Below are 14,284 nucleotides of genomic sequence, written 5' to 3' on the forward strand. Positions count from 1 at the left end.
TGTCGCAACCGCGCCACCCCGCGGACCGCGCGGAGGTCGGGGCGGGAACACGGAAGACGCCTGCTTCCCTGGGCATAGCCGCCGTGGCGCTGACGTTCGACTGTTCAACAGAGATCATCTGTTCAACAGAGATCGTCGCGAACGTTGGAGGAGCCTCGTGCCACTGCCCTCACACCCCTTGCGGAAGCTGGGCTTCTTGACCATCGGGCTGTTCGACGAGGCCGACCCGCGGCGTGGTCACGAGTCGACGCTGGAGATCATCGAGCTCGGTGAGCGGCTGGGATTCGACAGCGCGTGGGTGCGACACCGTCATCTCCAGTACGGGATCTCCTCCCCCGTGGCCGTGCTGGCGGCGGCCTCGCAGCGCACCAGCCGGATCGAGCTGGGGACGGCGGTCATCCCGGTGGGGTGGGAGAACCCGCTGCGGCTGGCCGAGGATCTCGCCACGGTCGACATCCTGTCCGGGGGCCGCCTCAACCCGGGCGTCAGCGTCGGCCCGCCGATGCACTACGACCAGGTCAAGCAGGCCCTCTACCCCGACACCGGCGACGTCGAGGACTTCAGCTACGCCCGCGTGGAACGGCTGCTGGACTTCGTGCGCGGCAAGTCGGCGACCGACTTCAGTGGCGTCGAGGGCTTCGAGGTGTTCTCCGACCGCGTCCAGCCGCACGCCGCGGGTCTGGGCCGGCGCATGTGGTACGGGGGCGGCAGCCTGCGCTCCGCGCAGTGGGCGGGCGAGCACGGGATGAACCTGCTGACCAGCAGTGTCGTCAAGGCGGAGGAGTCCGAGGACTTCGCCGAGATCCAGCGGTCGCACATCCGGACGTTCCGCGCCCACCACCCCGACGGCGACCGTGCCCGGGTCTCCCAGGGCCTCGTCGTCATCCCCACCGACAGCGCCTCACCCGAGCAACGCGAGAAGTACGAGGAGTACGCCCTGAAGCGCACTCCTCGCACCGCGACCCCGCAGGGCCCGGCCCGGATGATGTTCGCGCCCGATCTCGTCGGCACCTCCGAGGAGATCGCCGAACGGCTGTACGCCCACGCCGCGTTCCGGGAGGTCGACGAGGTCGCGTTCGCGCTGCCGTTCACCTTCGGGCACGAGGACTACGTGCAGATCCTCACCGACATCGCCACCCGGCTCGGTCCGGCACTCGGGTGGCAGCCGGCCGCCTGAACGCGGCGCCGGGGCCTCAGCCCTGCTGGAAAAGCTCCGGGGGCAGCGGCTTCAGCAGGGCGTACAGGTCGTCGGTGATGGGACGGTCCCAGGCGGCGATGGTCACCAGGACGTTGTCGCTGCGGTCGAACTGCACGCAGGAGATGCGGGTCTCGGACAGCTTGAGACGGCGCACGATGAGGAGACCGTCGCCCTGCATCACCGGCATGTCCTCGGTCCCGGTGACGGTGACCTCCTCGTCGTTCTCCAGCGCCAGCAGCAGCTGGGCCACCTCGAACGGGATCTCGTCCTCGGCGACCTCGCGGGCCGGGGAGCCCTCGGGCAGATTGCCGATGATCATCGCGGGGCCACGGCCGCCGAACAGGTCGTAGCGCAGGAAGACACCCTGGCAGCTGCCGTCGGGGGCGGGCAGCAGACCCGCGCCGAGATTGCCCGGCCAGTCACCCGGATCCATGGCCAGAACGTCGAAGTCGGGCCCGGCGGGCGTGGCGCTGCGGCGGCGGAGGAAGGACATGCCGCAATGGTACGTGCCCGGGCGCGAACCGGGCCTCGGGGGCGTCCCCCGTGCGTGGCCCCCGGACCCCGCTGTGCATGGCCGCCTGACCCCGCTGTGTATGGCTGCCGGACCCGGCTGTGCGCGGTTGCCGGACCCGGTTGTGGATGGTCGCCGGACCCGGTTCGTGGATGATTGGCGGACCGGTCGCGTGTGGCTACCGGACCGTTTGCCGGCCCAGCGCCGCCGCCAGTCCCGTACGGTCCGTGCCCAGCTTCCGGTAGACCGCCGAGAGCAGGCGGACGACGGCCGGCTCCTCGGTCCCCAGTTCCTCGGCGACCTCGGTCGTGGTGCGGCCCCGGGCGGTGAGCGCGGCGGCCGCGCGTTCAGGGGCGGTGAGGGTGTCCGTCTCGGTGCTGTGCAGGCGGCGCGGGCGCAGTCCGGCGGCGGCCAGCTCGGCGCGGGCCTCGTCGCCGAGGCCGTCGGCGCCGCACTGCATGGCCGCGTCCAGTCCCCGGTAGAGGTGTTCGGCGGCTTCCTTGGGCGAGCCCGAGCGGCGCAGTTCGGTGCCCAGGGCGACCAGCGCGCAGGCCAGTTCGTAGGCGGCCGGGGAGCGCTCCAGATGGCTGACGGACTCTTCGAGGAACTTGACGCGGGTCGAGCCGGAGGAGACGTCCGCGGCGGCCCGTAGCGCCTGTCCGACGGCCGAGGGGGCGCCGAACTGGCGGGCGCGGTGCACCGCTTCGAGTGCCGTGGCGACGGCGCGTTCCGGCGCGTCGTGCCGTTCGGCGCGGGCGAGGTGGAGCTGCCAGGGACACCAGGAGGGGTTGCGCATGCCGCGCGGGTCCAGGCGGCGTCCGGCCGCTTCGAGCTCGGCGGCGGCCTCCTTGGTGAGACCGCGGGCGAGCAGCAGTTCGCCGTGCACGGTCTGGACGTCGGGGAAGGTGACGGCCGCCGGGAAGGGCGCGCCGAACGCGTGGTCCTCGCCGATCTGGGCGGCCTCGGTGACACGGCCGCGGGCGAGCAGGATCTCGATGATGACACCGACGGCGTACCAGTGGACGGGGGTTTTGGCGCCGACGCGTTCGGCGAGCCTGAGGCCCGCGCGGGCGAAGTCCTCGGCCTCGGCGAGTCGGCCGCGGCGGTAGCGGACGTATCCGAGGAGGGTGTAGCCGAAGGAGAGATGCGCGCCGTGCCAGCCCTGGGACTCGAAGTCGGCGATCCCGGCGGCGAACAGTTCCTCGGTGCGGCCCGGGCGGTCGGCGTACATGAAGGTGAGGGCGACCAGGACGGGCACCTCGAAGCCGCGGTCGGCCTCGGCCCAGCGGATCCCTCCGGCGAGGGCGCGTTCGGCGTGGTGGAGCGCGACGTGGGCGGGCTCGCCGCGCAGGGTGGCGTCCCAGGCGCGCAGGCCGATGACATAGCGCTCGGTGAGGTCGCGGCCGGTGAGCCGGTCGGCGAGGCGGGCCAGGCGGCGGGAGCGGGCCGGGGAGTCGGGTTCGTCGGCGCGGAAGGCGTCCCACATGAACTGTTCGGACTGCATGCGCAGCCGCACCCGGGCGTCACCGGTCACGCGGATCTCACGGGCCAGCGTCTCGGAGGCCTCGGCGAGCCGGTCGCTGTGGGCGAGGACCTGGGACAGCCGGTAGACGATGTTGTGGCGCAGCTCCGGATCGGTGATGGGCTCTTCGAGGGCGGCCCGGAGGTGGTTGACGGTGGTCGCCGGTTCGGTGAGCAGGGAGGCGCAGCCCAGTTCGTGGAGAACCGCGGCCCGCTCCTTGAGGGGCGGCGGTTCGCGCAGGGCGCGGGCGAGGTAGCGGCGTGCGGCGTCGGGGGCTCCGGCGCGCTGGGTCTCGCGGGCGGCGGCGCGCAGCTGCTGGACGACCCAGTTGTCGCCCTCGGGGTGGGTCTCCATCAGGTGGCGGGCGGCGGCCGAGGGGCCGAGTCCTTCGTTGATGACGCACCAGGCGGCCTGGCCGTGCAGGGCCACGCGGACGGCGGCGGGGATGGCGCGGTAGACGGCGGTGGCGATGAGGGGGTGGACGAACTCCAGGGTGTCGACGCCGGCGAGGATACGGGCGCCGCGCAGGGCGTCCGCGGCGTCGGCGGCCTCCTCGGAACCGAGGCCGGCCACGGCGGCTGCCAGGGTCGGCGGGATCTCGGTTCCGAGGACGGCGCAGGCCCAGGCGAAGCGCACGGTGGAGGCGCCGAGGCGTTCGAGGCGGGTGATCAGGCCGCTGCCCTTGACGGCGGCGGCGAGGTCGCGCAGCAGGTGCGCCCCCTCCTCGGTCGGGACCAGCCCGCGGTCGCGGACCTTCGCGGTCAGCTCCACCGCCTCGAAGGGGTTGCCCGCGGTGACCGCCCAGCACTCGCGGCAGAACACGTCGTCGGCCTGGGTGCCGAGGTCCTCGCGGACGAGGTCGGCGACGGCGGCGGCGCTGAGCGGTTCGAGGTCGAGGGGACGCTGGCCCGCGCGTCCGGGAAGGCTCCTGAACGCCTCGGCGTGGTCGGGGAGTTCGTCGGGCCGGTAGGCGACGGCGAGCAGCAGCGGAAGTTCCTCGACGCGCGGCGCGAAGGCGGCGAGCCAGCTCAGTGACTCGGGGTCGGCCCAGTGCGCGTCGTCGAGGACGAGCACCATCGGGGCGCGCTGCACCGCGAGGTGGGTGAGCACCCAGTCGAGGCCGTCGCGCAGGCCCTGCTGGTCGGGCGGGGCTCCCTCGGACGGGGCGCACAGGCCGAGCGCGGGGCCGACGATCGCGTACCAACTCCCCAGCTGGGCGCGGAGTTCCGCCTCCGCGATCCCGGCGAGCTGGGGTTGCAGGAGCTGGCGGGCGACGTGGAAGGCGACGCCCTGTTCCTGGTCGCCGCCGCGCGCGGACAGGACGGTGCAGCCCTGGGCCGCGGCGCGGCGCCGTACCTCGGCGAGGAGCGTGGTCTTGCCGATTCCGGCGCGTCCGGCGAAGGCGAGGAGCGCGCCGCGGGGCCGCTCGGATGCTTCGGTTCCGTCCTCGCGCAGACCGGTGAGGTCGTTCAACGCCTCATCGGCAGCGGCGAGTTCACCCTCTCGTTCGAAGAGTGTCCTTCTGCTGCGTACAGCGCGCTGTCCCATGATCCACCCCCTGGCCACGGTGGTGCGGTCCACGCGGGGAGCGGATGCGTACCGTGACCTCCAGGGACCTCAGCGTACGCTCGTAGCGCCTCGTGGGGAGCCCTTCCGCCGCGACCGGCGCGGGCTTCGGACCACCGACCGGATTCTTCGGTCAATCCCCCACGGCCTGCGCGGACTTCCTGTGCCGTTCGTGATGGCGGGCGACACGCGCACGGTTCCCGCACGAGGGTTTGCACCACTCCTGTCGCGGGTGTTCCTTGATGAAGTAGCGCACGCAGCGCGGCGCGTGACAGGCGTGCAGCCGCGACCGGTCCGGGCTCGCGAGGAAGGCGAGGGCGGCGCGGGCGAGCAGTGCCGGGAGAGGAGCGGCGGCGCCCACGGCTTGCCGGCGTACGACGGGTTCGGCGCCGTCGTCCCAGGTGAGGACGGGGACGGTCGGAGCGAGGGCGGCGGCGGTGTTCAGGCACAGCACCGCCTGCGGTACGGGAAGCAGCCGGGCCGCGTCGGCCGGGCTGGGGTCGCCGGGGCGCACGGCGCGGGCGAACAGGGCGCGGACCGCGGCACGCAGGTCGCGTACGGCGGCGAGCGCGGTGGCGTCGGCGATGAAGGCGTCGGCTCCGGGCAGCAGCTCGGCGTGCCCGCGCACCCAGGTGGTGAGTCCGCCGGGTTCCGCGAGGTCGTCGACCACTCCGCCCTGTCCGTCGTGCCGGATGGTGAGGGCGAGGTCCAGGGCGATCCGGGTGTCCGCGTCGATCGAGTCCGCCATGACGGTAATGATAGGTACACGTGCACCCATTAGCCGCTCGGGGCCGCCACGCCGTTCAGTCGCTCCGGGCCGCCACACCGTTCAGTCGCTCGGGGCCGCCGTGTCGTTCACGGATCGCCCGCCCCGAAGAGGAGGCCTCGTCCTGGGACCGGACCCCGGCTCGGGCACCGGCCCCGGGACGGGACCCACGTCGCGTATCGCCTCCTCGTACGGGGCGTCGGCTCATGGTCTCGACATCAGGTCGGGTCAGGTCGGCTCAGGTCAGGTCGAACTCTCCCTCGCGGGCGCCCGACACGAACGCGCCCCACTCGGCCGGTGTGAAGATCAAGGAAGGGCTCGCGGGGCGGCCACTGTTGCGCATCGCGATGAAGCCCTCGACAAAAGCGATCTGGACGTCTCCCCGCCCTCGGCTGCTGGACTGCCATTCGGCGTTGCTGAGGTCCAGCTCAGGCTTGTCCCACCCCGCCAGCGGGTGCTGCTCGATGGTGCTCTCGGCCACGTCCGTGCTCCTCCCGGTTCGTCGTCCGCCGCCAGCCTAGCGATCGGTTCCGGCGGCGGACAGGCCACGTGAGGGGGACGCTTTCAGGAGGAGGGCGGCTCGGCCCCGACCAGCCACATCGAGAAGAACTGGGATCCCCCTCCATAGGCGTGTCCCAGCACCCTGCGAGCCCCTTCCACCTGGTGTTCTCCCGCCTGACCGCGCACCTGAAGTGCCGCTTCGGCGAAGCGGATCATGCCGGAGGCGCCGATCGGATTGGTGGAGAGGACACCGCCCGACATGTTGACGGGCAGGTCCCCGTCAAGCTCGGTCACACCGGATTCGGTGAGCTTCCAGCCCTCGCCCTCCTCGGCGAAACCGAGGTTCTCCAGCCACATGGGCTCGTACCAGGAGAAGGGCACGTACATCTCCACAGCGTCGATGTCGCGGCGCGGGTCCGCGATGCCCGCCTGCCGGTACACGTCGGCCGCGCAGTCCTTGCCCGCCTGCGGCGACACACAGTCCTTGCCCGCGAACAGGGTCGGCTCGCTGCGCATGGCGCCGCCGTGCAGCCACGCGGGCGGCCTCGGCGAGCGGGCCGCCCCCGCCCGGTCGGTGAGGATCATCGCGCAGGCGCCGTCCGAGGACGGGCAGGTCTCCGAGTAGCGGATCGGGTCCCACAGCATGGGTGAGGCCTGCACCTTCTCCAGCGTGATGTCGTGCTCGTGGAGATGGGCGTACGGGTTCTTCAGCGCGTTGCGCCGGTCCTTGTACGCGACCAGCGAGCCGACGGTGTCGGGCGCGCCGGTGCGCCGCATGTACGCCCGTACGTGCGGTGCGAAGAAGCCGCCCGCCCCGGCCAGCAGCGGCTGCTGGAAGGGGATCGGCAGCGAGAGGCCCCACATGGCGTTCGACTCGGACTGCTTCTCGTAGGCCAGGGTCAGGACGGTGCCGTGGACGCGGCCCGCGATCAGGTTCGTGGCCACCAGGGCCGTGGATCCGCCGACGGAACCCGCCGTGTGCACCCGCAGCATGGGTTTGCCGACCGCGCCGAGCGCGTCGGCGAGGTACAGCTCCGGCATCATGACGCCCTCGAAGAAGTCGGGCGCCTTGCCGATGACCACGGCGTCGATGTCGGCCCACGTCAACTCGGCGTCGGCGAGCGCCCGCCCGGCGGCCTCGCGGACGAGTCCGGCGAGGGACACGTCCCGTCGGGCCGCCACGTGCTTGGTCTGGCCGATGCCTACGACGGCCACGGGCTCCTTGCTCATCGGGGATCCCCTTCGAGTACGGCGACCAGGTTCTGTTGGAGGCAGGGCCCGGAGGTGGCGTGGGCGAGCGCCCGGTCGGACTCGCCCCGGTGGACGCGGGCGGCGGCCTCACCGATGCGGATGAGCCCGGCGGCCATGATCGGGTTGGCGGCGAGGGCGCCGCCCGACGGGTTGACGCGCACCTCCTCGCCGAGCCGCAGCGCCTTGCGCAGGACCACCTCCTGGGAGGTGAACGGCGCGTGCAACTCGGCGGTGTCGACGGGCCGTTCGAAGGCCCCGGCCCGCTCGGCGGCGAGGCGGGTCGACGGCGAGTCCGTCAGGTCGCGCACGCCGAGGCCGTGCGCCTCGATGCGGTGGTCGATGCCCCGGATCCAGGCGGGCCGCTCGCACAGCTCGCGGGCCCGCTCCCCCGCCGCGAGGATGACGGCGGCGGCACCGTCGCCGACGGGCGGACAGTCGCCGACGCGCAGGGGCCGTACGAGGTACTCACCCTGAGGCACCGAACCCCTCACCTGCGCATGGGAGTTGGTGGCGGCCGAAGCGCGGCTGCGGGACGCCACCCCCGCCAGCGCGGCCTCGTCGGTCTCGCCGGCGTCGATCAGCGCCTGCGCCTGGAGGGCCGCGAGGGCGACGGAGTCGGGCCACAGGGGCGCGACGTAGTACGGGTCGAGCTGCCGGGTCAGGACGTCCCGTACGGATCCGGGTGACGACTTCCCGTACCCGTACACCAGCGCGGTGTCGGCGTCCCCGGTGAGCAGTTTCGTCCACGCCTCGTACAGCGCCCAGGCCCCGTCCATCTCCACGTGCGACTCGGAGATCGGCGGCCAGGCGCCCACCCCGTCGAGGGCCATGGTGAAGGAGAAGGCGCGGCCCGCGAGGTAGTCGCTCGAACCGGAGCAGGTGAAACCGATGTCGCTGGTCTTCAACCCGGTCTGGTCCAGGACGGCGTGCAGGACCGGGATGAGCATCTCCACCTCGGAGAGCTCGTCGGTGGTGCGCAGATGGTCGCTCTGCGCGAAGGCGACGACGGCGATGTCCCTGATGGGCGGCATCTACAACAGCTCCTTGTACGTGTCGTACTCGGCGTCCGGTTCGCCGGTGGGCCGGTAGTGGTCGGGATAGCGGCCGCCCTCCGTCCACACCGGCTCCACCCGCAGCCCCATGCGCACCTGGTCGTAGGGGATGCCGCCGATCCGGCCGTGCAGCGCGAGGTCGGCGCCGTCGAGGGCGATGTGCGCGTAGACGTACGGCACTTCGATGTCGAGGTTCCTGGCCTTGATGTTGACGATGCAGTACGTGGTCACGGTGCCGCGCGGGCCCACCTCCACCTGCTCCGACGTGACGACACCGCAGGTGGGGCACGCGCCCCTCGGCGGGACGTACACCTTGCGGCAGGACGGGCAGCGCTCGCCCACGGTGCGCCGTGAGGAGAGGCTGTTGATGTAGGCGGACTGGGCGCGGCCGGGCGAGTAGACGTAGTCGAGGCGCGCGGGAGCGACGATGCCGGTGACCATGTCCTCGAACCGCCCGTCGTGGCCGGCGATCTGCGGGCGGTCTCCGTCGTACGGCTCGAAGCAGGCGATGTCGGTGATGGCGCCGGTGCGCTGCGCGGCCCAGCGGACACGCACGCGCATACCGGTGCGTACGGCCTCGGGGCCCGGCGCGTCCAGGGCGTGCAGGAGGGCGGTGTCCGCGCCGTCGAGCCGGACCAGGGCCCAGGCGAAGGGGGTGTCGAGGGGTTGACCCCGACGGGGTTCGTGGTTCCAGGCCCAGGTGGTGACGGTGCCGGTGGGGGCGACCTCGACGAGCTCGTCCAGGTCCTCCGCGGTGACGGGGTCGTACTCGACGGGCGGGACGAGCGTCCGGCCGTCGGTGGTCTTCACACCCAGGACGACACGCTCACGCAGCCCGGTGAGAAACGCGCTCTGGACGGGGCCGAGCGATCGGGTGAAGGGGAACTCGACGACGAGGGGGGCTTTGAGGACTTCGGGCATCCCGGATGTCTCCTTAGGGGAGGGGGATCGTGCGCGTCACGACTCCGTCGGGGGGAGGGGGAGGATCGAGCACGCGGTGACTCCGTCGGGGGGAAGGAGAGGATCGAGCACGCCCCCGAGGGCGGAACCCAGGCCCTCGGGTCTCCCTCTCCCGGCCACAGAAGGCCTCTGTCACGCCCGTCCCGGACCCGCACACCGTCACGCCCCCGCACGTCACGCGCGCCGATAGACGGGTGGGCGTTTCTCGGTGAAGGCTCGGGAGCCTTCCTTCGCGTCGGCGGTGTCGAAGATCGGCCAGCCTCGGGTCAGCTCGGCCGCGAGGCCCTCCGTCTCCGTCATCTCGGCGGTCTCGTACACGGACGCCTTCACCGCCTCGACGGCCAGCGGACCGCAGGCGTTGATCAGTTCGGCGATCTCGAGGGCCTTGTGCCGCGCCGTCCCGTCGGGCACGACGTGTCCGACCAGGCCGATCCCGGCGGCCTCGCGGGCCGAGTACGGACGCCCCGTGAGGAGCATCTCCAGGGCGTGCGTGCGGGGGATCTGGCGTTGCAGGCGGACCGTGGAGCCGCCGATCGGGAACAGCCCGCGCTTGACCTCGAAGAGCCCGAAGGTCGCCGACTCTCCCGCGACCCGGATGTCGGTGCCCTGGAGGATCTCCGTACCGCCCGCGACACAGTGCCCCTCGACGGCGGCGATCACCGGCTTGCGGGGGCGGTGGTGGCGCAGCATCGCCTTCCAGTGCAGATCGGGGTCGGCCTTCAGCCGGTCCCGGTACTGCTGGCCCTCCATGCCTCGCCCCGCCAGCGCCTTGAGGTCCATGCCGGCGCAGAAGGCGTCCCCCGCGCCGGTGAGCACGATCGAGCGGATCGCGTCGTCCTCGTCGGCCTCGAGCCAGCCGTCGTACAGACCGACGAGCATCGGCAGCGAGAGCGCGTTCTTGGCCTCGGGCCTGTTGAGCGTGAGCACCAGTGTGGCGCCTTCGCGCTGCACGGTGAGGTGTTCCGTACCACCCATTGCCGTCCTCCCGTCAGACAGGCTCTCTGGAACGAGAACAGGTTGCAGTAGGCGCGGGACCAGTACAAGAGTTTTCTGACAGACAGTCAGATTTCTTCTGCGCGGGCCCTTCCCAGTTGTGGCGGCCTTTGCTCTGATGGCCGTCGAGCCCAGGGCCTGTCGTTTGGATCAGGTCGTTTCAGGAGACGGGGCTTGGTCAGTGCCGGTGAGCGGGGTCTGGTGCGTGCAGCTGCAAGGCGGAGGAGGGAAGCGACGCGGAGCGTCGTTGACCGACGACAACGCCGCAGATGTGCGTGCCAGACCCCGCGGCCCAGGCCTGATCCAAACGACAGGCCCTTGGGGCGGACCCGGACGCGCGAGGTCAGGAGGAGCGGTGGAGTACAACCTTGCCGACCTGTTCGAGTCGGTCGTCGACGTGGTTCCTGGCCGCGAGGCGCTCGTGTACATCGACCATCCGGGCACGGGCGCGGAGCGCCGTCTGACGTACGCGCAACTCGACGCGGCGGCGAATCGCGTCGCCCATCACCTGATCGACAGCGGCATCCGCCCCGGCGAGCACCTCGGACTGCACCTCTACAACGGCGTCGAGTACCTGCAGACCGTGCTGGGCTGCCTGAAGGCACGGATCGTGCCGGTCAACGTCAACTACCGCTATGTGGAAGAGGAGTTGGTCTACCTCTACCGGGACGCGGATCTGGTGGCGCTGGTCTTCGACACGGAGTTCAGCGACCGGGTGGCGGCGGCACTGCCGCGGGCCTCGGCGCTGCGGCATCTCCTGCGGGTGGGGAGCGCAGCGACCGACGGAACCTCCTTGCCCGCCCTGGACTTCGCCGAGGCCGAGGCCGCCGGATCCCCCGAACGGGGCTTCCCGCCGCGCTCGGCGGACGACCAGTTCATCATCTACACCGGCGGCACCACCGGCATGCCCAAGGGGGTGATGTGGCGCCAGGAGGACCTGTTCTTCTCCGGGCTGGGCGGCGGGGCCCCGACGGGCGAGCCGGTCAGGAAGCCGGAGGAGCTCGCCGAGCGGGTGGCGGCCGGTGGCGAGGGCATCACCTTCTTCCCCACTCCCCCGCTGATGCACGGCACCTCGACACTGACGGCGTTCATCGGGTTCAACTTCGGCCAACGGATCGTGATCCACCGCAAGTTCGTGCCCGAAGAGGTCCTGCGGACGGTGGCGAAGGAGAAGGTCACCAGCATGTCGCTGGTCGGCGACGCGATGCTGCGCCCGCTGATCGACGCGCTGCGGGGGCCGATGAAGGGCACGGACTGCTCCTCGATGTTCAGCGTGTCCTCGTCCGGCGCGATCATGTCGGAGACGGTGCGTGAGCAGTTCCAGTCACTGGTCCCGAACGTGATGCTGCTCAACAACTACGGCTCCTCGGAGTCCGGCTTCAACGGCACCGCGACCGCGGACTCGGGGGCCGGACAGGGTTTCCGGCTACGGGTCAACTCCCGTACGCAGGTGGTGGATCCGGCCACGTACAAGCCGGTCGCCGTCGGTGAGCCCGGCCGGGTCGCACAGCGCGGCCATGTGCCCCTCGGCTACTACAACGACCCGAAGAAGACCGCCGAGACCTTCTTCCGGAAGGACGGCGAGCGGTGGGTGCTGCTCGGCGACATGGCGACGGTCGACGAGGAGGGCATCGTCACCGTCCTCGGACGCGGCTCCCAGTGCATCAACACCGGCGGCGAGAAGGTCTATCCGGAGGAGGTCGAGCAGGCCCTGAAGTCCCATCCGGACGTGTACGACGCGCTGGTCGCCGGGGTCCCCGATGAGAAGTGGGGCAACCATGTGGCGGCGGTCGTCCAGCTCCGCGAGGGCGCGGGCAGGCCCTCGCTGGAGGACATCCAGACCCACTGCCGAAGCCACCTCGCCGGCTACAAGATTCCCCGCCAGCTCGTCATCACCGACACCATCCAGCGCTCGCCCAGCGGCAAGGCGGACTACCGGTGGGCGCGCTCGGTGGCGACGGAGGCGACCCGCTGACGCATGCGGCGCAACCGCCGCCCCACGCCGGTCACGCGGTGACCGGCGTCGGTCACCGCGTGACCGGCGAACGGACGAAGCTCGCGGCGAGGGCCGCCGCCGTCAGGAATCCCGCGGCGGCCACCGCGACCGACAACCGCCGCCCCGGCACCAGGTGGCTTGCGATCGACGTGCGCCCAGGTTGAGCAGAGCGCCCACGCCGAGCCCGTCCCGGGCGACCGGTGACGGTCGAACGCGACGGTCGTCGGCCGTCTCCGTCAGGGCGCCCTACCCCTGGGCGGTTTCGGCCCGTGCGTCCGCGAAGCGGTCCCTCAGCTCGCGTTTGAGGATCTTCCCGCTGGCGTTGCGTGGCAGTTCGTCCACGAAGACGACCTGCTTGGGCGCCTTGAAGGCGGCCAGCTTCTCGCGTGCGTGGGCGAGGAGTTCGGCCTCGGTGACCTCGGTACGGGCGACGACGACCGCCGTGACCGCCTCGATCCACCGCTCGTCGGGGAGCGCGATCACGGCCACCTCGGCGACGGCGTCGTGTGTGTAGAGCGCGTCCTCGACCTGACGCGAGGCGACCAGCACGCCACCGGAGTTGATGACGTCCTTCACCCGGTCGACGACGGTGAAGTAGCCCTCCTCGTCGCGCACGGCGAGGTCCCCGGAGTGGAACCAGCCGTCGCGGAAGGCCTCCGCGGTCTCCTCCGGCTTGTCCCAGTAGCCCTCGCACAACTGCGGTGAGCGGTAGACGATTTCGCCCCGCTGCCCGTCGGGCACGTCCTTGCCGGACTCGTCGACGACCCGCGCCTCGACGAACAGCACCGGCCGCCCGCACGAGTCCATCCGCCCCTTGTGCTCGTGGGGTGCCAGGACCATGGCCAGCGGTCCGATCTCGCTCTGGCCGAAGCAGTTGTAGAACGCCAGCTTCGGCAGCCGCTCCCGCAGCCGTTCCAGAACCGGCACCGGCATGATCGACGCCCCGTAGTACGCCTTGCGCAGTCCGCTCAGGTCACGGGTGGCGAAGTCGGGGCGGTTGGACAGTCCGATCCAGACGGTGGGCGGCGCGAACAGACTGTCCGCGTGACCGGCCTCGACCAGGTCGAGGATCTGCCCCGCGTCGGGCGCGTCGAGGATGACGTTCACGGCGCCGACCGCGAGATACGGCAGCAGGAACACATGCATCTGCGCCGAATGGTAGAGCGGCAGCGAGTGCACGGGCAGATCGCCGGCCTGCAGATCGAGGGCGGTGATCGCGCTGAGGTACTCGTGCACCAGCGCGCGGTGGGTCAGCATGGCGCCCTTGGGCAGCGCGGTGGTGCCCGAGGTGTAGAGGAGTTGCGTCAGGTCCTCGCCGCGGGGCTCCGGTCCGTCGTACGGCGGGGTCGTGTCGAGTCGCGCGAGCAGCGAGTCGTCGCTGTCGCGCAAGGCGAGAGAGCGGGTTCCCTCGGGGAGGTTCCCGGCCAGGTCCGGGTCGGCCAGGACCAGTCCGCAGCCGGCCTGTCCGACGATGTACGCGAGGTCGTCACCGGTCAGGTTCTGGTTGACCGGCACGTGCACAAGCCCGCCGCGCGCACACGCGAGGAAGCCGATCAGGTACGCGTCCGAGTTGTGGCCGTAGGCACCGACACGGTCGCCCGGTGCCAGTCCCGAGGAGCGCAGCACCTGGGCCGCGCGGGAGACGGCCTCGTCGAGTTCGGCGTAGGTCCAGGACCGGTCGCGGTAGTGGATCGCGACGCGTTCGGGGGTCCGCCGGGCGCTGCGCCGCAGCACCCCGTCGACCGTGGCGCTCCGGCCCGCCGCCACCGTGGGGTTCTGACCCGCCGTCATGACCTGCTCCTTCGTCCGGCTGCTGTGCCGTGATCCTCGTTCCGGCCCGCGAGCGGGGTCAAGCGTCCCGCGCTCTTGGCGCGAAGAGGATCAACCCCGCCGTGGAACGTACTGACACCAGGTCACACGTCTGTGGCTGTTGTTACGCTCAACCGCCCCTTCCCTCAATGATGTCGG

11 protein-coding genes are annotated in these 14,284 nt (G+C 71.5%); 2 read left to right on the forward strand and 9 right to left on the reverse strand.

Features of this window, described 5'->3' with window-relative positions:
• Positions 1-157 precede the first annotated feature (157 nt).
• On the forward strand, positions 158-1,177 hold the full coding sequence (locus OG798_RS08370; RefSeq protein ID WP_095856415.1) for an LLM class flavin-dependent oxidoreductase: 1,020 nt from the start codon (positions 158-160) through the stop codon (positions 1,175-1,177).
• Positions 1,178-1,193: 16 nt separating this feature from the next.
• Here OG798_RS08370 and OG798_RS08375 read toward each other — a convergent pair whose 3' ends face one another.
• The 8 genes from OG798_RS08375 to OG798_RS08410 form a co-directional block, all read right to left on the reverse strand.
• Positions 1,194-1,691, reverse strand: a complete 498-nt coding sequence (locus OG798_RS08375; RefSeq protein WP_095856414.1) for a hypothetical protein — start codon at positions 1,689-1,691, stop codon at positions 1,194-1,196.
• Positions 1,692-1,887: 196 nt separating this feature from the next.
• Complete coding sequence (locus OG798_RS08380) at positions 1,888-4,779, reverse strand: ATP-binding protein (protein WP_328756719.1); 2,892 nt, start codon at positions 4,777-4,779, stop codon at positions 1,888-1,890.
• Positions 4,780-4,930: 151 nt separating this feature from the next.
• Positions 4,931-5,545, reverse strand: a complete 615-nt coding sequence (locus tag OG798_RS08385) for a CGNR zinc finger domain-containing protein (protein WP_097226738.1) — start codon at positions 5,543-5,545, stop codon at positions 4,931-4,933.
• Between the two features lie 256 nt (positions 5,546-5,801).
• Entirely contained in the window at positions 5,802-6,044 is a 243-nt protein-coding gene (locus tag OG798_RS08390) for a DUF397 domain-containing protein (RefSeq protein WP_054232930.1), read from the reverse strand.
• An 83-nt stretch (positions 6,045-6,127) separates the two neighbouring features.
• Complete coding sequence (locus OG798_RS08395) at positions 6,128-7,294, reverse strand: thiolase domain-containing protein (RefSeq protein ID WP_121417265.1); 1,167 nt, start codon at positions 7,292-7,294, stop codon at positions 6,128-6,130.
• Complete coding sequence (locus tag OG798_RS08400; protein WP_267060800.1) at positions 7,291-8,346, reverse strand: thiolase domain-containing protein; 1,056 nt, start codon at positions 8,344-8,346, stop codon at positions 7,291-7,293. Before OG798_RS08400 ends, OG798_RS08395 begins: the two co-directional genes overlap by 4 nt.
• Complete coding sequence (locus OG798_RS08405; protein ID WP_097226737.1) at positions 8,347-9,288, reverse strand: Zn-ribbon domain-containing OB-fold protein; 942 nt, start codon at positions 9,286-9,288, stop codon at positions 8,347-8,349.
• Between the two features lie 213 nt (positions 9,289-9,501).
• The gene (locus tag OG798_RS08410) at positions 9,502-10,302 is read right to left on the reverse strand and encodes a crotonase/enoyl-CoA hydratase family protein (protein ID WP_097226736.1); all 801 of its coding nucleotides are present in this window, start codon (positions 10,300-10,302) and stop codon (positions 9,502-9,504) included.
• Between the two features lie 373 nt (positions 10,303-10,675).
• Here OG798_RS08410 and OG798_RS08415 point away from each other — a divergent pair, with 373 nt between their 5' ends.
• A complete protein-coding gene (locus OG798_RS08415) occupies positions 10,676-12,295 on the forward strand; it encodes an acyl-CoA synthetase (protein WP_328756720.1) in 1,620 nt (539 codons plus the stop codon).
• A gap of 267 nt (positions 12,296-12,562) precedes the next feature.
• Here OG798_RS08415 and OG798_RS08420 read toward each other — a convergent pair whose 3' ends face one another.
• A complete protein-coding gene (locus OG798_RS08420) occupies positions 12,563-14,107 on the reverse strand; it encodes an acyl-CoA synthetase (RefSeq protein ID WP_328756721.1) in 1,545 nt (514 codons plus the stop codon).
• Positions 14,108-14,284: the final 177 nt, after the last annotated feature.

It is taken from the genome of Streptomyces sp. NBC_00271 (genome assembly GCF_036178845.1).
Classification (GTDB): domain Bacteria; phylum Actinomycetota; class Actinomycetes; order Streptomycetales; family Streptomycetaceae; genus Streptomyces.